This window comes from Bacillus cereus group sp. MYBK5-2, from assembly GCF_051915685.1.
Lineage (GTDB): Bacteria > Bacillota > Bacilli > Bacillales > Bacillaceae_G > Bacillus_A > Bacillus_A cereus.
The window spans coordinates 64,378-89,721 of sequence record NZ_JBQAFE010000012.1 but is presented as its reverse complement, the minus strand read 5'-3'; the positions used below and the strand labels follow the sequence as shown (position 1 = coordinate 89,721).

The following is a 25,344-nucleotide window of genomic DNA, read 5'->3' as shown; positions in this document are numbered from 1 at the left end:
AAAGAGCATGTTTTTTATTGCATGCTCTTTAATAAAAATTAACTACAACGCTTTGAATAATGTGTAAATATAAAGTATATATTTTATAAAAATTGGGGTGCCTATAATGTCAGTATTTAAAAAGCAAGAGCTTTTTTGGAATAATATGTTTGATGCTGAAGATAATATGAGTTATCTACCGTATGTTAAAGCAATTAAAAATACTAGTAATAAGTATGATTATGTTTATTGTCCTTTATCATCTAATGTATCTCAAAAAATTAAGAATATGGCGAATGGATCTAATCTAGCAATATATTTAATACTGTTAACTGGGGTTGAATGTTTAATAAATAAATATACAGATGAAGAAAATATCATCATAGGATTTCCGACAATGCAAGTGGGGGATAAACAAGGCTCGATATTGAACGAATTTTTGATATTGAAAAATAAATTAGATCAAAATAGTACATTTAAATCAATATTTAATAGTATAAAATTATTAGTCAAAGAATCAATTGAAAATCAAAAAATTCCTTTTAAAAAAATGGTTCAAAATTTAAACTTACAATTTGATTCAAATAACTTGCCTATTATAAATACAATGGTTTCTTTAAAGGAAATTCATCAGGATACTTTTAATAAAGGTGTAGTTACAGATATCATATTTCATTTCGATTTAGAGAAAGATGTAATAAATTTAAAGTTAATATATAATGAAAATCTTTATGATAAAGATTTTATGAATCAAATTATAGAGCATTTAAACCGTATTTTCTCTGTAATTTTATATCAGTATGATCTTGAATTAAGTAAAGTTGAATTATTATCGGAAGTTGAGAAAAATAAATTATTAAAATCTTTCAACGATACTACATTTTATTATCCTGAGAAGAAGTTGCTTCATCAGTTATTTGAAGAACAGGTATATAAAACACCGAATCAATTAGCAATTGTATTTGAAAACCAGCAGCTGACGTACTGGGAGCTCAATGAAAGAGCAAATCAATTAGCTAGAACTCTAAGGAATGAAGGGGTAAAGGAAAATCAGTTAGTTGGAATTATGGTAGAACGTTCAGTAGAGATGATTGTAGGTATACTGGGTGTGCTAAAGGCAGGAGGTGCCTATGTGCCTATTGATCCAGAATATCCTGAAGATCGTATTAACTATATGCTAAAAGATTCTGGAGTAGAAGTATTATTGAGTCAACAACATTTGGAAATTCCTTTTTCTTACAAAAATAAGGTTTTATTATTAGATGATGCACTTACTTACCATGAAGATGCCTCCAATTTAGTTGGGATTAATACAGAAAGTCAATTGGCATATCTTATCTACACTTCTGGAACCACAGGTGAACCTAAAGGAGTAATGGTGGAACATGCTAGCATACATAACACAGTACAATGGAAAGCAAAATCATATGGGTTTACAAAAGATGATCGCATACTTATGTTTAGTACATTTGTGTTTGATTCATTTATTACACACTTTTTTGGGCCAATTATTTCTGGTTCAACAGTATATATTCTTAATGATAAACAGTGCGTTGATCCAACTGAAATCAAGAATGCTATCACATTATGGCAGATAACACATTTACAAAGCACCCCTAACTTTTTGTTTAAAGTATTAGAGAATATGGATAAATCAGATTTTGATTCAATAAAAAATGTAGTTGTTGGTGGAGAAAAAATTACTCCTGTACTCATTAAAAAGTTAAAAACTTTAAATCCAACAGTAGAAATATGTAATGAGTATGGGCCAACTGAGAATAGTGTAATTTCCACAATGCTATCAATTACGAATGTTGAAAAAACGCTTTCCATTGGTAAGCCAATCTCAAATGTCAAAATCTTTATTTTAGGGAAAAATAATAATCTTCAACCAATAAATGTTCCAGGAGAACTGTGTATTTCTGGAGATGGTGTTGCTAAAGGGTATTTAAATCAACCTGTGTTAACAGCGGAGAAATTTGTAGAAAATCCTTTTATCCCGGGAGAACGTATGTATAGAACGGGGGATCTGGCTAAATGGTTACCCGATGGAAATATTGAGTATATTGGTAGAATTGATGATCAAGTGAAAATTCGAGGATACAGAATTGAGTTAGGTGAGGTGGAGTCGGCACTTCAAAAATTGGAGATGGTTCGCGAGTCCATTGTTGTTGCCCGAGAGAATGAAGATGGAATAAAACAATTATGTGCCTACTTTATTGGAGAGGAAAGTCTAACGGTGGCACAACTCCGAGAGGCGATGTCAGAAGAGTTACCAGAATATATGATTCCATCGTACTTCGTACAATTGAAGCAAATGCCATTAACACCAAATGGTAAGATTGATCGTAAAGCATTACCTGAGCCAGAAGGAAACATACAAACAGGTACAGAGTACGTCGCGCCGCAAACTCCAATAGAAGAAATGTTAGTTTCAATTTGGCAAACGGTACTTGGTGTTTCGCAAATTGGAGTTTTGGATAATTTCTTTGATTTGGGAGGTGACTCAATTAAATCCATTCAAGTCTCCTCGAGACTGTATCAAGCTGGTTACCGAGTAGATATGAAAAACTTATTCAAATATTCAACTGTGGCGTCTTTAAGTCCGTATGTAGAGAAAATAACGCGAGTTGCTGAACAAGGAGAAATAACAGGTGAAGTTACATTAACACCAATTCAGCATTGGTATTTTGACCGTGAGGCGTCAGATCCTCAGCACTTTAACCAAGCATTCTTGTTATACCGCAATCAAAGATTTGATGTATTAGCTCTTCATAAGACAATGCAAAAAATAGCCGAACATCATGATGCACTGAGAATGGTCTTCCGTCAAACAGAACAAGGGTATGAGGCATGGAATCGTGGAATTGAGGAAGAAAAATTATTTAGCTTAGAAGTAAGAGATTTTACAGAAGAGGTAAATCCTTCCTCAGTAATTGAAGAGGCTGCAAATGCGATCCAAAGTAGTATTGATTTAAGAGAAGGGCCGTTAATGAAACTGGGTTTATTCCAGTGTGAAGAAGGCGATCATTTATTGATTGTGATTCATCATTTAGTCGTAGATGGTGTGTCTTGGAGAATCTTACTGGAAGATATCGAAGCAGGATATGAACAAGCGATAAATGGAGAGGAAATCCAATTCCCACAAAAAACAGACTCCTTCCAATTATGGGTTGAACATTTGACTCGTTACGCGAACAGCCCAGAGATGGAGAAAGAACGTGAATATTGGAATGAGATTGAACAAATCCCAACGGGATTGTTGCCAAAAGATAAGGAACAAGATTGTGGATTGATAAAGGATAGTGAAGTCGTTACAGTCCAATGGACAGCTTCTGAAACCGAGCAGTTATTAAAACAAGCAAACCGAGCATATAACACTGAAATCAACGATTTATTGTTAACTGCTTTAGGAAGAGCAATTCATAAGTGGACAGGAATGGAAATAATTACTGTAAATCTAGAAGGACATGGACGCGAGTCTATTCTTTCGGATCTTGATATTACTCGTACAGTAGGATGGTTTACGAGTCAATATCCAGTAGTTCTACCGATAGAAGCAGGAAGCGATATCTCTTATCAGATTAAAAATATTAAAGAAGGATTGCGCAGGATTCCAAATAAAGGGATTGGATATGGCCTTTTAAAATATCTATCTGAAAATCAAGAAAAGCAGCCCCTTATACTGAAGCCTGAGATTAGCTTTAACTATCTGGGACAGTTTGACCAAGATTTAGAGAATAGTGCGATGCAAGCATCTCCTTATTCGAGCGGTTCAGATATAAGTCAGTATCAAATGAGAGCATATGTGCTTGAAATCAATGGTATGATATCTAATGGGAAATTATCGTTAGGAATTGGTTATAATAGAAAACAATATCAAAAGGAAACGGTAGAAAAAGTAGCCGATTGGTTACATACGAGCTTGCAGGAAGTCCTTGAACATTGCGTAATGAAAGAGCGAGCGGAGCTGACACCAAGTGATATTATTTTCAAGGGAATGACAATCGAGGCATTAGATCGAATTATAGAGGAAACTAAGCACATAGGTGAAATTGAAAATGTGTATCCATTAACACCAATGCAAAAAGGTATGTTATTCCATAGCTTGTTGAACTCGCAATCAGAAGCTTATTTTGAACAAGCGACGTTCGATGTACAAGGAAGTATGAATGTAAAAGCATTTGTTCAAAGTTTGGAGCAATTGGTACAAAGACATGCCATATTCCGAACGAATTTTATGAGTGATTGGAACGATGAGCCGTTACAAATTGTATACCGAAATCGAAAAGTTGATTTTCATTTTGAAGATCTTCAGGAAATGGACGAATCATCACGTGAAGAGTGGATAAAGAGGTATACCGCTGAAGATAAAGAAAGAGGATTTAATCTTGCTGAAGATGCATTAATGCGTATGACAATTTTACGTACTAATGAGCAAACATACCATGTTATCTGGAGTTTCCACCATATTTTAATGGATGGTTGGTGCATGCCAATTATAATCCAAGAAATCTTTGAAACTTACTATGCAATTCAGGAACAAAGAGAGCCTAAGTTATCTGTAGTAACGCCATATAGTAATTATATCGAATGGTTAGAGGCGCAAGATCACGAGGAATCTTCGAAATATTGGAACGATTACTTAGATGGATATGAAGGGCAAACAGTATTACCAAAAGAAAACTTGAAAAATGAAGATGAAGGTTATGTTTTGGACGAGCTACTTTGTGAATTTGATAGAGAATTAACGAAGAAAATGAAACAGGCGGCTAGTGATAATCAAGTTACAATCAATAGTTTAATTCAGACAGCGTGGGGAGTGCTACTACAGAAATATAATGGTAGTCAGGATGTAGTGTTTGGAAGTGTTGTATCAGGAAGACCAACTGATATATCAGGTATAGAAAATATGATTGGTTTATTTATTAATACGATTCCTGTACGTATTCGTTGTGAAGCAGAAGAATCCTTTATAGAGGTTATGAAAAGAAATCAGAAGCAGGCAATAGCTTCACATGCATACGATACACATCCATTGTATGAAATACAGGCACAAACAGAACAAAAACAGGACTTAATCACAAATCTTATGGTATTTGAGAACTATCCTACAGAGACAGAAATGGAACGTGTTGGTAACCAGTCTGAAAACCTCTTAGAAGTTAAGAATGCAAATATGGAGGAACAAACAAATTACGATTTAAATTTAATTGTTGTTCCAGGAGAAGAATTTAAAATTCGACTTAATTACAATGCCAATGTGTATGATAGTACAAGTATAGAAAGAATTCGTGGTCATTTGATTCAAGTTATTCAACAAGTTGTAAATAACCCACAGATTTGTATACAAGATTTAGAAGTAGTAACGGCAGAAGAGAAAGCACAAATTCTTGAAGTATTCAATAATACAGTAAGTGAATATCCACGTGAAAAGACTATTCATCAATTGTTCGAAGAACAGGTGGAGCGTACACCAGATCACCTTGCGGTTGTATTCGAAGATCAGCAATTGACATATCGTGAGTTGAATGAACGAGCTAACCAATTGGCAAGAACGCTTAGAAAGGAAGGCGTACAGGCAAATCAGTTAGTTGGAATTATGGTAGAACGCTCACTAGAAATGATCGTGGGGATACTTGGAATCTTAAAAGCAGGTGGTGCTTATGTACCGATTGATCCAGAGTATCCACAGGAACGAATTCGTTATATGTTGGAGGATTCGGGAACGAAGATTCTCTTGTTGCAACGCCATTTGCAACATAAGAACACTTTTACATCTAAAGTTCTATTTTTAGATGATGCAGCGGTGTATCATAAAGACGGTTCGAATTTGGAATCGAAAATTGGGCCGAATAATCTAGCTTATGTTATTTATACTTCAGGAACCACAGGTAATCCTAAAGGTATTTTAACGACGCATCAAAATATAATTCGAGTTGTTCGAGATACAAATTATATTTCATTGGATACACAGGATAAAGTACTTCAATTGTCGAGTTATGCGTTTGATGGATCAACTTTTGATATATATGGTTCGTTATTAAATGGAGCCGAACTGATTCTTATTTCTAAAGAAATATTGTTAAACATGGAAAGATTAACGAATTACATTGTAAAAGAAAATATTACGGTTCTCTTTATAACGACAGCTCTATTCAATGTTCTGGTTGACGTTAACATAAATTGCTTAACTAATATTAGAAAAATTCTGTTTGGTGGGGAACGTGTATCAGTAGCACATGTACGAAAGGCAGTCCAGCATATAGGAGAGAATAAAATTATACATGTCTATGGCCCAACGGAAAGTACAGTATTTGCAACGTACTATGAAGTGAATGAAGTGGAAGATAGTTCTGAAAATGTACCAATTGGAAAACCATTAAGCAATACAACAACGTATATTGTGAACAAAAATGGTCAATTACAACCTATAGGAGTAGCTGGAGAACTTTGGATTGGGGGAAGTGGTCTTGCAAAGTCCTATCTAAACCGTCCTGATTTAACTTCAGAAAAATTTGTGAATAATCCATTTATACCAGGTGAGCGCATATACAAAACAGGTGATTTGGTAAGATGGCTATCTGATGGGAATATTGAATATTTAGGAAGAATTGATCAGCAGGTGAAAATTCGAGGCTATCGAATTGAACTAGGAGAGATTGAAGCAAATCTCTTAAAAATAGAATCAGTTCAAGAGGCTATCGTGGTTGTACGGGAAAATGAAGATAGATCAAAACAATTGTGTGCATACTTTGTGGCAAATAATGACTTAACAGTAGGACAAATACGAGAGGCTATGTCGCAAGAATTGCCAGACTATATGCTTCCATCTTACTTTGTACAGTTAACACATATGCCGTTAACGCCAAACGGTAAAATTGATCGTAAAGTGTTACCTGAGCCAGAACAAAGTCTACAAATAGGTATAGAGTACGTTGCGCCACAAACTCCAATAGAAGAAATGTTAGTATCAATTTGGCAAACGGTGCTGGGTGTTCCTCAAATTGGAGTATTAGATAATTTCTTTGATTTGGGAGGCGACTCAATTAAAGCGATTCAAGCTTCTTCAAAGTTATTACAAGCAGGATATAAAATAGAAATGAAGCATTGGTTTAAGTATCAAAGTGTTGCAGAATTAAGTTTACATGTAAAACCTGTTACTCGATTGATAGACCAAAAAGAAATAATAGGAGAAGTTACGTTAACACCAATTCAGCGCTGGTTCTTTGAAAAGAAGATGGAAGCATCTCATCATTTCAATCAGTCGGTTATGTTATATCAGAAAAATGGATTTGATGTGCTAGCTCTGCGTAAGACAATGCAAAAAATAACCGAGCACCATGATGCGCTTCGTATGGTCTTCCGTCAAACAGAACAAGGGTATCAGGCATGGAATCGTAGAATTGAGAAAGAAAAATTATTTAGTTTGGAAGTGATGGATTTTACAGGAGAAGTAAATCCTGCTGCAGCGATTGAAGAGGCTGCGAATATGATTCAAAGTAGTATTGATTTGAGTAAAGGACCGCTAATAAAACTAGGCCTGTTTCAGTGTAAAGAAGGCGATCATTTATTGATTGTAATACATCATCTAGTGGTAGATGGTGTATCTTGGAGGATATTATTGGAGGATATTGGGTCGGTTTATGGACAGGTAGTAAACGGAGAAACTATTCAATTACCACAAAAAACAGATTCCTTCCAATTATGGACAGAACAATTATCTCTCTATGCAAATAGTCCAGAAATGGAAAATGAGCGCGAATATTGGAATGAGATTGAACAAATCCAAACGAGATTGTTACCAAAAGATAAAGAACAAAATTATGGTTTGATAAAAGATAGTGAAGCTATTAATGTGGAATGGACGAAACTTGAAACAGAACAGCTATTAAAGCAAGCAAATAATGCTTACAATACGGAAATAAATGACCTATTGTTAACGGCTTTAGGTACAGCAATTCATCAATGGACAGGAATGGATAAAATCGCTGTGAATTTAGAGGGACATGGAAGAGAAACCATTCTTTCTGATCTCGATATCACTCGTACTGTAGGGTGGTTTACAAGTCAATATCCAGTGATTTTACCAATTGAAGTAGAGAGCAGCATTTCTCAGCGGATTAAAAATATCAAAATGGGACTGCGACAAGTTCCAAATAAAGGAATAGGTTATGGTGTTTTAAAATATTTAACCAATCATCAAGAAAAACAGACATTTACTCTTAAGCCAGAGATTAGTTTTAATTATCTCGGTCAGTTTGACCAAGACTTAGAAAATAGTTTAATGCAAATTTCTCCGTATTCAAAAGGAGATGATGTAAATATCTATCAAAAAAATCGATATACATTAGATATTAATGGTATGGTTATTGATGGAAGTTTATCAATTACAATTACCTATAGTCATGCGCAGTATTACAAAGAAACAATCCAAGAGTTAGCAGAATTATTAAAAGAGGCATTGAAGGGGATTATTGAACATTGTGTAATGAAAGAGCAAATAGACCAGCTGCACCATTTGGAAGAGAATGAGTTTGCTGAATCAATTAGTTCGAAAGAAGTAGAGAAATTTGCAGATGAGTATTTTAATAGTTTGTATTTGAAAGATGTTCCAGGTGCTATTTTTGTTGTAGTTCAAGATGGTAAAGTACTTTTATCTAAAGGATACGGATATTCAGATGTTGAGAACAAAATACAAATGAATGCAAACAAAACATTAATGAGAGTAGGTTCAATTACAAAATTATTCACTTCTACAATTATGATGCAACTTGTAGAACAAGGTGAAATTAATTTATATGAAGATATCCAGGCATATTTAGGAGATATTGAAATCCCAAGGAAAATAAATTCTCCTCTTACGATTGAACATTTGATGAGCTATACTACCGGATTTGATTATTCTGATCAAGGAATGGGAAAATTGACTAACTTTGATAAATCAAATCCTATAACATTAAAAGAGTTCATTAAAGAAAATATGCCTACGGTGGTTTATGCGCCTGGTGAGCGATATAATTATGAAAATTTTGCATTCGTACTTCAAGGATATATAGTGGAAAAACTTACAGGTTTTCCTTTCCATCAATATGCAAAGGAAAACTTATTAAAACCACTTGGAATGTCCAATAGTAGTTTTATTCAAACTGTGGAATTACAGAATAAACTTGCAACAGGCTATGATATAGAAAACAGTAAGGTTCCATGGTATGAGTATAGTCCTGTTGATAATTCTACTGGTAGTATGTTATCAACAGGAGAAGACATAGCTAAATTTATGATTGCTATGTTGCAACATGGAGTGTATGGTGAAAATCGAATATTAGACTCAGCTTCTATAAAACAAATACTCTCTTTAAAATCCGAAAAAAACCCTCAGGTAAGTTATAGCAGTTACGGATTTGAAACAAATTTCCATCCAAATTATATGGGGGAAAATATATTTGCAAAGAGTGGAAATATATCTGGATTTAGTTCGTTTATGTGGTTATTACCTGAAGTGAACACTGGGGCATTTATCATGTGTAATAAGAGCGTTATAAATAAAATCGAAATTTTTGAAGCATTTATGAATCATTTTTACCCATCTTTACAAGGCAGAAAATCTTTAGAATTAGTTTAAATTAATCTAAACTTTATGTTATTAGTATGCTTGGCTAAGTAAAGAGATAGTAATTAATCTATGATTTGTAAAACAATCAAGATGATGGGTAATTTTGATAGGTGTTAATTTCGTAGAATCGAGGCAGGAAGATAATTCAGTTAAAAATTATTTTTTAACCTTAGACAATCTGTGAGATAGAAATAATATTACTCAAAAAACCGCCTTACAAGGCGGTTTTTTGAGTGGAAATAAATAATGAGAATTAGACATATTCACTAGGGAGGAGTAGTAATCCGGCTATTTTAGTATTAAAATAGGTTTGCATAGAAAAGTTCAATTTAGGGTTTGTGAATCTAAAATTCACAATATTTAATAGGGGGTATATTATGTATCGTATTTTTATTATAGAAGATGACTCAAAGATTTCTTCTATTTTAAAGAAGAATATGGAGAAATATGGATTTGAAGCGAGTTGTGCTTCAGATTTTCGCAATTTGCTAACCGAATTGGAAGAATATGAGCCACATTTGGTACTACTTGATATTAATCTACCATATTTTGATGGTTACTACTGGTGTAGACAAATAAGAGTACGTTCAAGTATTCCGATTATCTTTATATCTGCACGTGCAGGTGAGATGGATCAGGTAATGGCTATTGAAAATGGCGGTGATGACTACATTACAAAACCTATTCATTTAGATTTATTAATGGCAAAAGTAAAAAGTACGTTGCGAAGAGTTTATGGGGAATATGCTATTATGTCAACTGATATAGGCACAAATGAGAATGAAATCAATGTGTATGGATTACGGCTAAATATTCCACGTAATGAGCTTATGTGGAAAAATGAGAAGGTTGAGTTAACGAAAAACGAACGATTGTTGACAGAATGTTTTATGCGTCAAATTGGGAAGCCGGTTTCTCGTGAGAAGCTTTTGGAGACTTTGTGGGATGATGTTCAATTTGTTGATGATAATACGCTAACGGTCAATGTAACAAGGGTTAGGAAGAAGTTGGAGGAAATTGGGTTACCTAATGTGATTGAAACGATTAGGAAACAAGGTTATAAGCTTTCCTTAAGCGATGAGCATATGGGAGAAGACTCATGAAACGATCAACAATAATTTTATTTTTACAGGATAGATTGTTATATATGTATTTATGCCTGCTTATTATTGGGCTTGGAACGGGGATTATGCTTATAGATAAAGTAAGTTCTTCAGGGTTAATAGATGGGGGGATAATATTTTATTTTATACTGCTTTCACTATTTTTAATGGGATTATGGCTGATTATTGATTACCTTCGACAAAAAGCTTATTACAATCAAGTTAAGGATGCAATTACTCGATCAGATTTAGATGCTATAGAGATTGTGCAGGCCATGGTAACAAGAGAACAACACTTAGTAGCTAAACTCTTACAAGAACAATACAGTAATTATTTGAATGAGCTCAGAATATACCGTCGACAGCAGGAGTTACATAATCACTTTGTATTACAATGGGTGCATCATATGAAAACTCCTGTATCAGTTATTGACTTACATATACAAGAAGCTTTGCAGCAAATACCATACACGAAGGAAGAGCAAGAGACATTAGTAGTTAGTATACAAGAAGAAACAAACAGAATGATAAGAGATTTAGAAATGATGTTGTATACTGCACGCCTCGATAAGTTTGAGATTGATAGTCACTTAAAAAAAATTTCACTTCATAAGTTGATTAGTTCTGTTATAAATGCACATAAGAGTTTTTGGATACGTTATTCTATATTTCCGAAGATTGATGGAGAGGCATGGATAGAAACAGATGAGAAATGGATGACATTCTTGTTAAACCAACTAGTTAGTAATGCCATTAAATACAGTAAGGATAAACCAGGTACAAAGCAGCTGGTTTTTCGCTTGGAAGAAAGTGAGCATGGGGGAGGAAAAATGAGTGTGATAGATGAGGGAATTGGAATCGCAGCACACGATCTTCCAAGGGTGTTTGAACCATTTTTTACTGGGGAGAATGGAAGGACAGCAGGAGAATCGACAGGAATGGGATTGTATTTAGCAAAAGAGGTGTGCAACCGTCTTGGTCATGCTTTATCTGTAACATCAGTTTTTGGGGAAGGGACTACATTTATAGTCAGCTTTGAACCTCGTGGAATTCATATGTTTGATATAAGGTGACGATATTGTAAGCTTTATAGGCTGATATAACAATATTTTGTGGTTTTTATGGGGGATTGGGTGACAATATTGTAAGGTTTTCTGCCAATTTTGAAAGGGAAATCGATGGGTTTAATACCTTTTTTGAATTATACTGGTATTAAATTAAAGAGGAGGGATTGTATAATGAGTATGCTTGAAGCACAGGGCCTTGGTAAAATATATAGCTCTAAAGGATCAGTTGTTTATAAGGCGCTAGATGATATTAATTTAACCATTGAGCCCGGCGAATTTGTGGGGGTCATGGGGCCTTCAGGAAGTGGAAAGACGACTTTGCTCAATCTTTTATCAACAATTGATCGCCCAACATCAGGTCAAATCAAAATTGGTGGTATTGATCCAAGCAAACTAAGCCAAAAGAAACTTTCATTATTTAGAAGACGTGAACTTGGTTTTGTTTTTCAGGATTTTAATTTATTAGATACACTATCAATTAAAGAAAATATTGTTTTGCCATTAGTACTCGAAGGAGTTGCTCCTGGTATTATTGAAGAAAAACTTCAGCCACTCGCTAAATGGTTGCAGATTGATAAAATATTAAATAAACGTACATATGAGGTGTCTGGTGGACAGAAACAGCGTGCAGCGATTGCACGTGCATTTATTCATAAGCCTTCTTTAATACTTGCGGATGAATTAACGGGAAACTTGGATTCTAAGGCAGCAAAGGATGTAATGGACTCGTTAAAAGATATGAATGAACAAATGAATGCAACCATTCTTATGGTGACTCATGATCCGTTTTCAGCAAGTTATTGTCAACGTATTGTATTTATTAAAGATGGAAGACAGTTCTCAGAAATTCGACGTGGTACAAATCGACAAGCATTTTTCCAACAAATCTTAGATGCATTGAGCGTTTTAGGAGGGAATTTTGATGACGTTTCGTTCGCTCGCGTTTAGTAACATTCGAGGTAAATGGCGTTCATATAGTGCCTTTTTCCTAAGTAGTGTATTTTCTGTAATGATTTTTTATATCTATGCAGCTTTTCTAGCTCATCCGGATGTAGTAAATGGGAATATTATAGCTGCCGATAAAGTGAGACTAGGCATGATATTCTGTGAATATGTAATATTTATTTTCTCATTTCTATTTGTACTCTATTCCAATTCCGCATTTTTGAAGACAAGAAAACAGGAATTTGGCTTGTTTTCATTATTCGGAATGACTCGTATGCAGTTGCGTAGACTTGTTATTTATGAAAATTTAACAATTGCGGTGCTAGCAATTTCAGTAGGAATTGGTTTAGGGATATTATTTAGTAAGATGTTTTTTATTGTGCTTTCAATGTTGCTTAATATGAGTGATACTATTACATTTTTTGTTCCGCTTCAAGCAGTCGGGTTAACAATGGGGAGTTTTTTAGTATTGTTTACACTTATATCGTTTTGGAGTGTACTAGGGATTGGGCGTACAGAAATAATTGAATTGCTTAAAGCTTCAAAGAAAACAAAAGGGGAATTGTTTTATTCACCTTGGCTTGTTGTACTAGCAATCGTATCTTTATTGGTTGGTTATACAATTGCACTTATGTTAAATGGTGGAAACTTCGGTTTGCTGGATATGCAAGAATTTAGTATGTTGGCAATTGGTATTATGGTTGCTGTGGTGATTGGTACATATTTATTATACTCTCAGTTCAGTATATTATTGTTACGATTTATCCAAAAACGTTATAATGTCTATTACAATCGTACGAATATGATGGTAATTGCTCAGCTTGGTTATAAGATGAAGGATAATGCTAGGATGCTATTTATAGTATCAATTTTAAGTGCTATTATTGTAACTGCATCAGGTGCATTTTCTATTTTAGCAGCATCAGCGCAGCAAGAAGAATTAAAGGAAATGATTTCACTTACGATGTTTATTGGCCTATTTATCAGCTTGTTATTTTTCATTGCAGCTGGTAGTATGATTTACTTTAAGTTATTTACCGAGTTAAAAGAAGACCAAGCGCAAATTAAGGCACTAATAAGGATTGGGATAACAGATGGTGAAATTCGAAAAATTGTTTTCACACAAGTTGGAATTATCTTCTTTTTACCTTGTGTCGTTGGAATTATTCATGCGTTAGTTGCGATGAAAGCATTGGACAATATTCTTATGTCATCTAGTTGGTTTTATTCGTTTATCGTTATTGGGATTTATTTGGTTATGCAGACAATATATTTTCTTATTGCTTGTCGTAGTTATATGGGTAGTATGCTACCAAAGAGAATTTAGTTATAAAAATTTCAAATGAGAGGCGCTGTAGATAATTCTAGGAAAACTATATTTTATAGTTTTTTCTAGATTTACACAGTGCCCTTTATTTTATTATGTTTAATTAATAGATTTTAATTGGTATTTAAGGTTTTGGTGCTGTACAATTTAAAACTAACTATATCTAAAGTAATATAAAAAAGAGCTATAAAAAATCGATTATTTAATGTAAAGGGGAGTTGTATCATATATGAATAATATAGTATTATTTTGTCTTCCATATGCAGGAGGATCAGAAAGCATATACGCTAATTGGAAAAAGTATTTAGATCCCTCAATAGAATTACATGCTATTAAATTATCAGGAAGAGGAAAGAGATTTAATGAGTCACTATATTCTTCTTTAGATAAAGCAATTGAAGATATTTATTCTCAAATTAAACCATACTTACATAAGCCTTTCATCTTTTTTGGCCACAGTATGGGAAGTTTATTAGCCTACGAATTAGCCTATAAAGTTAAGCAATTAAATGGAGTTAATCCATTGCATATGTTTTTATCTGGTGGGAAAACCCCTCAAGGCTACGCTAATGAAAACAAGAAAATTCATTTGTTCCCGAATGAAGAATTTAAAAATGAGATTAAACAAATGGGAGGAACACCTCAAGAAATACTTGATAATCCAGAGTTGCTGGATATTTTTATTCCTATTCTAAAATCAGACTTCAAAATAATTGAAAATTATATTTTTTCAAGTGATAATTTTAAGTTTGATTGCAATATAACTGTGCTTCATGGTCGAAAAGATGATATCTCAGAAGAAGAAATACTAAGATGGAAGCTATATACTAAAAAAAATTGTAATATTGTTCCTTTTGAAGGAGGACATTTTTTTATAAATGAGTGTACAGAATCAATTGTTAAACTTATCAATCAAGAAATTCAAAACAAATTTCTGTATAATTATAATTTCATCTAATTTATGTAACTAAAACCCTCACTTAGCTATTTCTTAAAGTGGGGGAGTTTTATTATTGATATAAAAATTATATTGTTTTTACTATTATTTTTTGTATAAAAAGTAAATTCATCTCCCACCTATCGTTGTACGGCGCTCTTCACACGCTTGAGGAAGGAGAATTCTTTCAGGGAATACGTTAAAATATCTCTAAGCGGAAATAAGGTATAATTTCTTAGAATAACATGAACTCCTCATATAATTGATGAGTACTAATAATTTTTACACTATCAGGGAGTTTATGCTCTGTTGCACATAATGCCATTTTATATGTTTTATCTATATCATATTGTTTAAAGTAATATGTATTAGAATTACTAGAATTAAGGTTATCAATTCTATTTTCATCAAAATTAATTGTAAAAGAGTCTAAAGGGATAGAAAGTCCCTGACCAATAGCCTTTATATAGCTTTCCTTCAAAGTCCACAATTCATAAAAAAAACATTCTTGTTTTAAAGGGGATTTTAGTTGTAAAGTATTATATTCCTTTGACGAAAAGAATTGTTTAGCAATATTTATATCTATTGCTTCAATACGCTCAATATCAATTCCCATTGAAGAGGTACCACAACATCCTACTATCCAATCACCTGAATGGGAAATATTAAAATGAGTATGATCGAAATTAATAATAAACGGTTTTCCATATTTATTTATACGAAATTTTATTTCATGGTTCTTTATAGTTAATTTTTTGCAAATGATATATCTAGCTAAAATATCCCCGAGTAAAGTCCTTAGAGCATCTTCAGATTTATAAAATCGGCTTATTCGCTCACGTTTTTCATCTGAAACAGAGGCTAGTAACGTGTACAATTTTTCCTTGTTGATATTTTTATCTAACTTCACAGCATAAACATCTAACATAAGTAAACACCCTTTTTTAGTTTATAGATATATTTCAATTTCAAATGAATTACTACCAGTTTAATATTTGATTGTATATTTTAGTTATCTTAAGATTTATTAACTCTGATAGAAATAATATATAATTTTATCCGTTCTTTTGGAAGAAACTTTGTGGGGAAAGTTAACTTTTTTTAAAAATCGGAAGTAAAACTATCATAAGTACGGCATATGCCTTGCAGAAGCAAAAAATGTTGTTCGAAATAAAATAAACAACATATGAAATTTAAACGAATCTATAAATATATTATATGAAAGTGAGGGGAAATTAGTTAGATAAAGTTTCTATTCAAATTATCAAAATACTAAAGGCATTGGGAATACATAAGTAAAAAATCTGCCATGAAACAGGTTGATAAAAAAAGATGGTACAGGAAGAAATAAAGACATTAAAATTTTTAATCCCCCTCAGCTAGGGCGTCTTTCTAGTGATATACGTCACGATACTTAAAAAATATAATGGTTATTCTCTAAATCATGAGAACTAGGAGGATATCTTAATGAAAAAGAGACCATTCTTGTACTTCGAACGGCCCATAAGGAGTTTGAATAGTACGTAGTTCAATGTTTAGAGTGGATATTGTTAGGTGTTGATAGAGGCGATTAAATATTTCTGATTTTTCGTCTGATGCGGTAAAAAATCTATTTAATAAAATTTATAATTACGGCAATAATAGCAAATAAAATGATACCAACCAAACAGGAACCAGTAACAATTTGTGCATATAATTTATTTTTATTATTTTCCATTTTAGCTCACTCCTGTATAGCATTAAGTTTTACATACTATTAGTTTAAATTAGGTACGCCATTTAAACCATTGAATTATACAAGTGATTCCTTACAGTTTTGTAAGGTTACTTGCGAAATTGTAAGGAATTAATCTTTTGCCATGAAACTAAACTGGCAATGGATAAGCTAACAAAAACAATTAATTAGGTATCATGGTCACAGCTTCGAACTTAGTTGGAATATAAAACAAAATGGTACGGTAAAAAGATAACTGATGTATTGAAAATATTTGCTTCCAGCCAACTATGTTCTTTTGGTGGATATCCAAACAAAGACATTAAAAATTTAAAACTACGTAAATTGGGCTGCCCTTCTTACCTTACACTCCATGTTTGGGATATTAATGCAATTATCAATCTAAAGAATGGAGCAAAAAGGCTTCTAACTGCAAGGACTGCGGAGCTAACCTAATTAATTTGAGTTTGATAAAATTCTTTACTTTGGAATCCCTCATTTTTAATTGAAGTGAAAGTGTGAGTTGTTCAAAAATGATAGTTAAATTTACTTGATGATATAATACAATTAATAAGTTGGTTTAAATAAACCATTTGAAATGATTCCGGTTTGTGTACTTATTTAGAGTGAATATAAAAAATAGTAGATGAGGTTGAATTTTCCTTACCTATTAACTAAGGGGCTATTTTTAGAGAAAGTTTGTTACAAGAAAAGAATAGGGTATGAGATGTAGAAGAAAGGGATTTAATGAAGTTATTGAAAAATTTTCCATAACCGTATTCGATTATGGAAAAAATTTTGTTTTTTTATATGTTAGTGAAAAAATAAATTTTTAATAAGAAGCAGATACTTTTTGTTCATTTTTTTCCTTAACTTTAGAGTTCAGTGTTTTTGATATTATATAGTACAAAAATGTACCAATTAATCCTAAGGTAAGAAGTAATCCCCCCATATATATAGGGCGAGTCCACTCTCCAATAATAATTAGTAAAGAAGATATAATCATTGCTCCATAGAAGGTTAAGCTATTAAAGGCCATATAGGTGCTACGTGCGTTAGGTGGTGCAAGTTCTCCTAGCATTGCCTGTTTAATAGGAACATACATTAGTTCACCGATTGTTCCAATAAACATGGCAATAAAAAGAAGAGACACACTATTAGTAAAAGTGAAAATGCTGAAACATATTGAGAAGATTAGCATTCCTGTGACCAAAGTCCAGCGATCACTCCATTTTTTGAATAAGAATAATATAGTACTTGATAATAGAACTACAAGAATTGTATTCTCTGTTCGGAGAAACCCTAATACCTTTGTGCCATCAAGCATGAAATCTACTCCAAAGAATGAAGTCGAATGAAGAGGAATATCTTTTTCAAGACGAATCCCAATATAGTTTGTTAAGGATTGTTCCAAGGAAAAGATTAATATCGCTCCTAGAATATAAAGCATAAACAGTTTATCTTTTAAAACGGTTATATAGGATTGAAACATCTCTATTGTTGAAAAATTTTTCTTAGAGTTAAAGGACATGGATGAGGGTTCTGGTGTATAGGTCTCTGTGATAAGAAATATAGTTATGAATACAGATAATAAAGAGATGAATGAAATCCCAATAAATAATTCAAACAAGTAGTTTTTGAAAAGAAATGCTCCAATAATTCCTCCGATTGCAGTTGATAAATTTCCTAACCAGTAACTAATTGTATATACAAATTTTCTCGATTCAGAATTAGTAATATCAATAATCATAGCTTGTGCTGCAGGCTGAAACATTCCCCCAAAAAACATATTAATGATAAAGAATATTGCAGTAATATAAGGTAAGTTAAACCAAGGGGAATTACATAGTGTTATAAACAGATAAGAAAATAATATGCCAAGCTCAGAATATATCATTATTTGTCTCCGACCTATTTTGTCTGAGACATGTCCTCCAATAAAGCCTCCAACCCCTCCACTAATCACAATTATTATAAGAATAATACCCGTTTTAGTGGTTCCAATTTTCTGAGCAAAATAGATCGCCAAAAAAGGTATAACAGCCATGGAAATAAGGCTACCTAGAAATTGCATGGCCAGACGAAGTTTGATGTTAGGATGGATATCTTTTATTTTCACATAAATCACTCCTTATTTATTAGGGATAGGTCTAAATTATCTAGGCGATTGTTTCGTTATCTCCTTCTATATTAAGTTTATATATTAATTAATAAACGTTAAACATATTAAACGTATTCTGTTTAATAAGGCTAAATACGATTCAACAGTTAGTGAAGGTGTTTCAATATAGATGGTAAACTAGCCTCTGTTTCACTTCACAAATCGGATAAATACAGTCTAGAAAAAACAATCACAAAATCATTCAGTTCTTAAAAAATCTTTGAGAATTGATAAGGTACCCCAAAAAAATGTTGGATTTCAAGTCTGTATTCGCTTTGTAAAGAATTGTACATGGAAATTTATTATCCTCTTCACAGATTGAAGAGACCCAGGCTCACCATTTGAATTCTTCTAATGGCTTAAGCATAGTTGATTTATAAAGTGCTTCTATTAAAGTAAAATACATGAATGTCGTATCAAAAATAACTCGTATTTCTTTTTCAGTAACCTTTGACCCTACAAAACCATTCTAACTATATAATTTAATTGAAACATTTAAGATAGTAGATCTTATTTTCATCAGTTTTAACCTCACTTTCATTGGAAACTCCTCTCATAATAAATAACTAGTCAATCGGATTTTATTGTAATTTGTTTTCACTGTCAATATTATAAGATGTAAAATTTGAAATATTTTTACTATTTTATATATTATAATGAAATAAATAAAGTTTTTTCGCAAGTGGATAGTCTATTAAAGAGGCCGCTTATTTGGAAAGTAGTTTAGTAGTGAACTACCCGCCACTTAACGTCCTAATGGACTGTTAAAAGTGGAGGCTTTTCGGTTAGTCGTTACTTTTGATAGCTAACGAATTCGTCCTAAGACAGCCGAGCTAACTCTTTTGTTCCGAGGATTATTTTATTGCTATATACGCTAACGCTAATAGACATATTGCTTCATTTTTGATAGTTAAATCTCTATTGAGATTTATACCGCATATACAAGAATATACTCGCTCAAACAATGATATTTTTTTACATTTCCACAACTACTACATGCTTTTATGGAAATAAATATGTCCTAATTTTATTTCAAATTCCAATTGTAATTACCATGTTTATATTTAAGAGCAGCAAGCAAAAATAAACAGAACCCAATATCGGTTCGGTTTATTTTCTAATAATTATTTGTGTTATACATTGTAATGTGGAAATGGTATAACTTTTTAGTATTTTTTTTTTAATAATTAGGGCAGGAATAATAGTATGAAAGCAACTGGAATTGTTTGAAAGATTGACGAGTTAGGAAGAGTTGTAATGCCAAAAGAGCTTAGAGATATGCTAGGTATAGGGATTAAATTAACATTAGAAATTTATGTTGATAGTGAAAATGTAATTTTAGGAGATGGGGAAATTACTTTAAGTCTGAATGGAGCTAAATAATTAGCAGAAAAACTAGAAAAATTTGTATAAAATAAGTTTAATATCCGAAAGGTCCCATTTGCATCAAGTAACATCTGTAAAGGTGTATTGTTTACTAGTAGGATGAAATGGTATTTAAAAAGATATTTTGATAAGTAGCTAGTTTATAGTTAAAGTTATTATTTTGTTTAATTAAAAAAGCGAAAAACATCTCAGATATTTTACTTTCAGCATTTGTACAGAATTTATGGAATTCATTTTTTTCTACTTTTAGATTGAAGTAACCCATTTTTTCGGTAAAGCCAACTTTAGTATAAAAAACTATGAGATATTCTTCATCAAAGACCATACTAATCATACCGTTAAAATGGAGTTCATAACCAGGATAGTTAAAATCTGCCCATCTATAAATGGAATATATCATAGTTCTTCAACTTCTATTTCCAATAAGATTTGCATCTAAACTTGTAATAGTAGTTTCAATTTTGTTTTCTTAATAATCGTTATGAATACGACATGAGACAGTTCCGACATTGGAATTATTCACAAGGTCGTGAAATTCCATGTCGAAGGAAATAAAAAAAGAGCCTTATATGATGATATGGCTCTTTTTAAGTATTAAAATATTTCTCAACAATATTCTAATGATTTTTAAAAAAAAATCGTTGTTTTCGAGTTTCTAAGACTGTAATACTTAGAATTACATATGAAAATTTGTTTTCATAATGATGATTAAAGCATCAATTTTGGATAATTGTGCTTCTTAGTAGAATGAAGAGCAGGAGAATTAATACTAACTATATTTAGAAATCATTTACGAGGCTTAAGAGTTGTATTTACTTGTTATGTAAAGAGTTATCTTTATAATTTAAGGGGGGCTGTAGAAAAGTGAATCCAGTTTGGTTTGAGATTCTTACAATAGTTATAGCCATAATGTTCAATCTAGGAATTCTATTTTGGGTAAAATCAAGAGGAAATTACAAAAAGCCACGATGATATAGTACTGATCTTAAGAAAAGGGAGAAATGGCACTTGTCTATTTTTGATAGATTATTATTTTTTTATGTTTTAAGCATGGTTGCTTTATTATTCTGTGATGTTATAGGAATCAATGTGTTTTATAGTTTTTCTACAATGATAATAAATATGATTTGTTCGTGCTTCCTATATATCCATTATGTGAAAAGAAGGATTAGAAAAAGCCCATTATGAATTTTAAAGGTATCTGATAGAAAATTATGAACATACTTATTAGTGAATTTTGTGAATAATAATTGTGTGGGAAAAATATGAAATGGGGAATAGTAGCAATAAAAAGTGATGAATTAAATTGTAACGACTTAAATCGATATACATTTTTAGTGGGGGAATATCATAGTACAAACTGGAGTTACTTATCTCTCTCTTATCTTGAAAATTTCTTAGAAGAATCAGGTTTGGATAGAGATATGATATTAGAACTGTTGCCGATAAATTTTAAAGGCATTGTATGGATGTCACTTGAAAAAGCTGACTTAGAATTTCTATATGCTCTAACTAACCCTAAAAGATGTTTCGAAATTTTAGATAGATATAATTTAATGGATTCCGCGGCAAACTATACACCAAGTATGGAATATAAACTAAGATGGATATAATCACGTCATTTTTTTACTAGTTATATATTCTATTCGTTATATATTTTCAACAGGAAAAAATAGGAAACAAATAAAAGCAGAACTAAAAGAATTGTGCGCAGGTATTGATGGGTACATGTTATCAGGTGCTGCTATAGCACTTGTAATTATAGTAATAATTTTTATTTATATAATTATGACGCAATAAATGTTCAATCAAGAAGATAGTATTAGGGGAAACAAGATAAATAAAAAGGAAAGATACCCTAAGGTGCCGTCCTATAACTTAATTAAATATATAATTTTAATTCCATATGTTTTCCTCTCTCGCCATTATCACCTTACTTAAATTCAACCTTACCTGTATGAGGATTATCCCAACGTACGTATTCGTACCATATGTTTTGTTCATCTTTAAATTTAACATGTGCTCCATATTGATCTATCTTATTATTATAAGAGGATTTAATTTCTGGAACATCTGACTTCGTATAGCCTTTTTCTTCTAAGTGCCACATAATACCTATAATAGCTTCTTTTCTTAATTTTGGATTAACTGTAATAAAATAACACTCTATTATACATTTTCCTATAATAAATAAACTCAGGTTTGTAACGATGCAGAAACAGCATTAGTAATTAAAGATTTGGCGGAAGCAAGACGGATTCTTTTAAATAGTTAAGAGCCGAAGTGGCGGTTTTGACTCTTATGCTTATTATTCTTTAGTATCACGAACGTAATTAACTGGTTCAATGTAATCGAATTCTTCAACTGATTCGGATCTATTAACAGCTTCATAAAACTTTTCATAGACATTAACAGCAGCATCAATATCACGTACACGACTTGATTGATAGTGTAAGAAAGCAACTGTTAAATCTTTAGCAATTTCCTCTTTGTCCATGGTGTCATCTCTTATCCAAGTTTATAGGAACATTATATATAATTAGGGGATTTTTAGATAAATAAGATGGTAAAGCGATGGATAAACAACGACATGATGAATACGAACGAAAGAAAAGCTTGTGGATCATAAAGGACTTAAGAGTTAGGGGGATACAAAACAGCGCAGATAAGGTTGAGGAAGCACATAAGAAGTATTATAACTCTAGCTAAAATGATAAAAGCCCTGCAGGGGATGCAGGGTAAGACTAAGGGTATTGAAGAATTGTCGTTTCTAAAAGTAAAGGACTTCTTGGAATGTTATAAGTTTAACACATTGTTCATTAAAACATTATATAAAGATGTTACGAAAATATGAATATAAAAAACAAAGATAAAATTATGAAAAAAGTTGATAATCCACGGTAGTCAAAAGGAATTATATTTGTGATTGTTAGGTAGATATCTATTAAAAATGAAAAAACGCTCAATGGTAACGAGCGTTGTAGAGAAAATATGCCCTAAAATTAGCTACATATATTATAGCATAAGTTTTCTCTCAGTAAATAAGGGGGAATGAAAAAGTGAAACGTATGAAAAACAACTACGAAATTTACTGTAATACAAAGGTTGTTCATGTGATAAGCGAAACACATTGAATGCAAGAAATAGGAAATCTTAATTAATACGGAAGCTTTGGCGTAACTTTTATATGTGATTGAAGTATTTGATAACACAGAAATGGATTTATGCATATGGAAATCCTAAATTTAATGTATGCGGTAAAGAGTTTTTAATAGTGCCGAGTTACGTGGTAAATGATTTAGATAAAGATACTACTCACTAGGAATAGAGCTCCTAGCAAAATTAAAGAATCAACTAAAATTAAGAACTGGTTTTTCTGTGGTTTTCGAAATTCCCTTATTAAGCTAAAAACGACACTCATTCCGAAACAAATATATAACAAAATCATTATTGTTCCTGACATACTTGACACTCCTAATATATTGATAATTTAATTATATATCGAAAAGTACGTGTGTGTAAATTTTTAACAAAAAAATTATTGGAATAAAAAAATGGCTCTTACTATTACGTAAGAACCCCATAACCGAAGAAAAAAAGTCGTATGTGAAACCATGCAGGAATCACAATAATATTTTAACATTTAAATATATAGTTGTCTATACGTCGAATTGAAAAAATATTTATTTAAACGAAGGAGCCCTAGATTTAGAGATCTAGAGCTTCTTGTGTAGGTATAATTCACACAATTTATGAAAAGAACATACTGAAGATAACATATAAATGTTTCATAAATGTATCAAAAAAGTGAAAAAATAGTTATTTGAATAGAAAATGACAGCTAGAATATTAAGATTGTATCAGCTGTCACTAAAATAAAAATTTATTTTTATTAGTAGGTTTTTAGTTGATATTTTTACTTCTTTTAGAAGAAATTGTACCAAATATTACTCCTGACATTGCTCCGATTAAAGTCATAAAAATTGCACTCCATGCTGCAAATGACATAACTACACCTCCTAAAAATAACTTATTGTAACTATTTAAAGCTATTGTTTCTTAGTCTTTTTAATAGAAATGATGATTGCAACAACTGTTAAGAAAATAAGAGGAGACCACGAAAAGAAAGACATGTAGTATTCTCCTTTCGATAATAATTATAAACATTGTATAAAGCAATTATTACATGTTTATAAATTTGATATACCAAATATGTAATATTGCATATTGAATTGTAGGACGTGGGGAAGTAAAGACGATAGTCGAACCAAAACACCATTTTAATAGAGAACATTTAACAGGACCCGATTAGGGGGACGGGTCCTGTTAATGGAACGATAGATTTTTACATGATTACCAATAGATTACCATAAAAGGTAATTGGATTCCATTAGTTGGGTGTTGAGAAAGCTTTTTATAAATGCCTTATTTTACATAACAAGGCAGCTAGCTAAAGTAGCTAATTGCTCGGTTGTACAATTTTAGAAGTTTCACTGGATACAGCTATATGTTGTACAAAAGTTACAACTATATTATAAACAAATATTAAAATATTATATATGAAAGAAAAATAAATAAAAATTTCATTTTGTTTATTTTAAAACCAAAAAAGAGCACTTTATTAAGTGCTCTCGTGACGAGATCCATTTTGTGAAGACTACTTTATTTTATAAAGAAAGGAACACAGAATATTATATGCGTTTCTTGTTAATTGAGTGTATTTTTACAGACAAAGAGCAGCCAGCAAAAGCTAACTGCTCGGTTCTCCAATGGGGAACAGGGAGAAAATCTAATGTCATATAAAGTATTGACGGAATATTGGGTTTTATTCACGAGAGATTATATTCCGAAATTTGGATTATAATAGTCGATATTCTCCATATTGACCAGAAAAGAACTAAAAGTTCTAGTGAAATTCCAAGTGTTCTTTTCTTGGTTTTTTGAGATTCTTTTATCAAATAGCCAACAGCACTAATTGCTATAAGAATAAAAAGAATAAGTTCTAGTGTAACTGGCATTTTATCTACTCCTAAACAAATTATTCATATATAATAATCATAAGATATTTATTGATCATTAGTAGTAAACATTTGAAAAAAATAATCCTTT

The 25,344-nt window shown here is 31.9% G+C and carries 14 protein-coding genes and 2 pseudogenes; 9 read left to right on the top strand and 7 right to left on the bottom strand.

Translation table 11 applies throughout. From position 1 onward, the window contains the following. Window positions 1-106 precede the first annotated feature (106 nt). From ACTFP3_RS27195 to ACTFP3_RS27170, 6 genes are all read left to right on the top strand, one after another. Window positions 107-9,604 carry an amino acid adenylation domain-containing protein gene (locus ACTFP3_RS27195; RefSeq protein ID WP_440011773.1) on the top strand — a complete coding sequence of 3,166 codons (9,498 nt, stop codon included), beginning with the start codon at window positions 107-109 and terminating at the stop codon, window positions 9,602-9,604. A 368-nt stretch (window positions 9,605-9,972) separates the two neighbouring features. Then, window positions 9,973-10,698 carry a response regulator transcription factor gene (locus ACTFP3_RS27190; RefSeq protein WP_098562745.1) on the top strand — a complete coding sequence of 242 codons (726 nt, stop codon included), beginning with the start codon at window positions 9,973-9,975 and terminating at the stop codon, window positions 10,696-10,698. Continuing rightward, window positions 10,695-11,771 (top strand): sensor histidine kinase, encoded by a 1,077-nt coding sequence (locus ACTFP3_RS27185; protein ID WP_098562746.1) that lies wholly within the window; start codon window positions 10,695-10,697, stop codon window positions 11,769-11,771. The genes ACTFP3_RS27190 and ACTFP3_RS27185 overlap by 4 nt, the downstream gene beginning before the upstream one ends. 165 nt (window positions 11,772-11,936) lie before the next feature. Beyond that, entirely contained in the window at window positions 11,937-12,713 is a 777-nt protein-coding gene (locus ACTFP3_RS27180; RefSeq protein ID WP_098562747.1) for an ABC transporter ATP-binding protein, read from the top strand. Then, complete coding sequence (locus ACTFP3_RS27175; RefSeq protein ID WP_098562748.1) at window positions 12,688-14,037, top strand: FtsX-like permease family protein; 1,350 nt, start codon at window positions 12,688-12,690, stop codon at window positions 14,035-14,037. Before ACTFP3_RS27180 ends, ACTFP3_RS27175 begins: the two co-directional genes overlap by 26 nt. 229 nt (window positions 14,038-14,266) lie before the next feature. Beyond that, window positions 14,267-14,995: a thioesterase II family protein gene (locus ACTFP3_RS27170; protein WP_098568025.1), complete on the top strand. Its 729-nt coding sequence runs from the start codon at window positions 14,267-14,269 to the stop codon at window positions 14,993-14,995. Between the two features lie 214 nt (window positions 14,996-15,209). Here ACTFP3_RS27170 and ACTFP3_RS27165 read toward each other — a convergent pair whose 3' ends face one another. After that, window positions 15,210-15,902: a 4'-phosphopantetheinyl transferase family protein gene (locus ACTFP3_RS27165; protein ID WP_139894798.1), complete on the bottom strand. Its 693-nt coding sequence runs from the start codon at window positions 15,900-15,902 to the stop codon at window positions 15,210-15,212. 978 nt (window positions 15,903-16,880) lie between these two features. Between ACTFP3_RS27165 and ACTFP3_RS27160 the strand changes: the two are divergent. Then, a pseudogene (locus ACTFP3_RS27160) lies at window positions 16,881-17,144 on the top strand (zinc ribbon domain-containing protein); the annotation flags it as partial. A 376-nt stretch (window positions 17,145-17,520) separates the two neighbouring features. Here ACTFP3_RS27160 and ACTFP3_RS27155 read toward each other — a convergent pair. Next, complete coding sequence (locus tag ACTFP3_RS27155; protein ID WP_440011769.1) at window positions 17,521-18,807, bottom strand: MFS transporter; 1,287 nt, start codon at window positions 18,805-18,807, stop codon at window positions 17,521-17,523. Window positions 18,808-19,703: 896 nt separating this feature from the next. Beyond that, a pseudogene (locus ACTFP3_RS27150) lies at window positions 19,704-19,864 on the bottom strand (RNA-guided endonuclease InsQ/TnpB family protein); the annotation flags it as partial. 218 nt (window positions 19,865-20,082) lie between these two features. Between ACTFP3_RS27150 and ACTFP3_RS27145 the strand changes: the two are divergent. Continuing rightward, window positions 20,083-20,232, top strand: coding sequence for an AbrB/MazE/SpoVT family DNA-binding domain-containing protein (locus tag ACTFP3_RS27145; RefSeq protein WP_257149278.1), 150 nt, complete (start codon window positions 20,083-20,085; stop codon window positions 20,230-20,232). A 94-nt stretch (window positions 20,233-20,326) separates the two neighbouring features. Here ACTFP3_RS27145 and ACTFP3_RS27140 read toward each other — a convergent pair whose 3' ends face one another. After that, complete coding sequence (locus ACTFP3_RS27140) at window positions 20,327-20,635, bottom strand: hypothetical protein (protein ID WP_257149277.1); 309 nt, start codon at window positions 20,633-20,635, stop codon at window positions 20,327-20,329. Between the two features lie 865 nt (window positions 20,636-21,500). Between ACTFP3_RS27140 and ACTFP3_RS27135 the strand changes: the two genes are divergently transcribed. Next, complete coding sequence (locus ACTFP3_RS27135) at window positions 21,501-21,848, top strand: hypothetical protein (protein ID WP_326036850.1); 348 nt, start codon at window positions 21,501-21,503, stop codon at window positions 21,846-21,848. A 320-nt stretch (window positions 21,849-22,168) separates the two neighbouring features. Here ACTFP3_RS27135 and ACTFP3_RS27130 read toward each other — a convergent pair whose 3' ends face one another. From ACTFP3_RS27130 to ACTFP3_RS27120, 3 genes are all read right to left on the bottom strand, one after another. Next, window positions 22,169-22,423 (bottom strand): DUF3139 domain-containing protein, encoded by a 255-nt coding sequence (locus ACTFP3_RS27130; RefSeq protein ID WP_440011779.1) that lies wholly within the window; start codon window positions 22,421-22,423, stop codon window positions 22,169-22,171. A gap of 120 nt (window positions 22,424-22,543) precedes the next feature. Then, window positions 22,544-22,732, bottom strand: coding sequence for a hypothetical protein (locus ACTFP3_RS27125; RefSeq protein WP_326036851.1), 189 nt, complete (start codon window positions 22,730-22,732; stop codon window positions 22,544-22,546). Between the two features lie 2,332 nt (window positions 22,733-25,064). Next, window positions 25,065-25,253 (bottom strand): hypothetical protein, encoded by a 189-nt coding sequence (locus ACTFP3_RS27120; RefSeq protein WP_001145518.1) that lies wholly within the window; start codon window positions 25,251-25,253, stop codon window positions 25,065-25,067. Window positions 25,254-25,344 lie beyond the last annotated feature (91 nt).

Coding starts and splice junctions, on each gene's coding strand:
- ACTFP3_RS27135 (WP_326036850.1), top strand. CDS start 21,501: ATGAAATGGGGAATAGTAGCAATAAAAAGTGATGAATTAAATTGTAAC.
- ACTFP3_RS27185 (WP_098562746.1), top strand. CDS start 10,695: ATGAAACGATCAACAATAATTTTATTTTTACAGGATAGATTGTTATAT.
- ACTFP3_RS27170 (WP_098568025.1), top strand. CDS start 14,267: ATGAATAATATAGTATTATTTTGTCTTCCATATGCAGGAGGATCAGAA.
- ACTFP3_RS27195 (WP_440011773.1), top strand. CDS start 107: ATGTCAGTATTTAAAAAGCAAGAGCTTTTTTGGAATAATATGTTTGAT.
- ACTFP3_RS27165 (WP_139894798.1), bottom strand. CDS start 15,902: ATGTTAGATGTTTATGCTGTGAAGTTAGATAAAAATATCAACAAGGAA.
- ACTFP3_RS27175 (WP_098562748.1), top strand. CDS start 12,688: ATGACGTTTCGTTCGCTCGCGTTTAGTAACATTCGAGGTAAATGGCGT.
- ACTFP3_RS27125 (WP_326036851.1), bottom strand. CDS start 22,732: ATGGACAAAGAGGAAATTGCTAAAGATTTAACAGTTGCTTTCTTACAC.
- ACTFP3_RS27180 (WP_098562747.1), top strand. CDS start 11,937: ATGAGTATGCTTGAAGCACAGGGCCTTGGTAAAATATATAGCTCTAAA.
- ACTFP3_RS27120 (WP_001145518.1), bottom strand. CDS start 25,253: ATGCCAGTTACACTAGAACTTATTCTTTTTATTCTTATAGCAATTAGT.
- ACTFP3_RS27190 (WP_098562745.1), top strand. CDS start 9,973: ATGTATCGTATTTTTATTATAGAAGATGACTCAAAGATTTCTTCTATT.
- ACTFP3_RS27140 (WP_257149277.1), bottom strand. CDS start 20,635: ATGATATATTCCATTTATAGATGGGCAGATTTTAACTATCCTGGTTAT.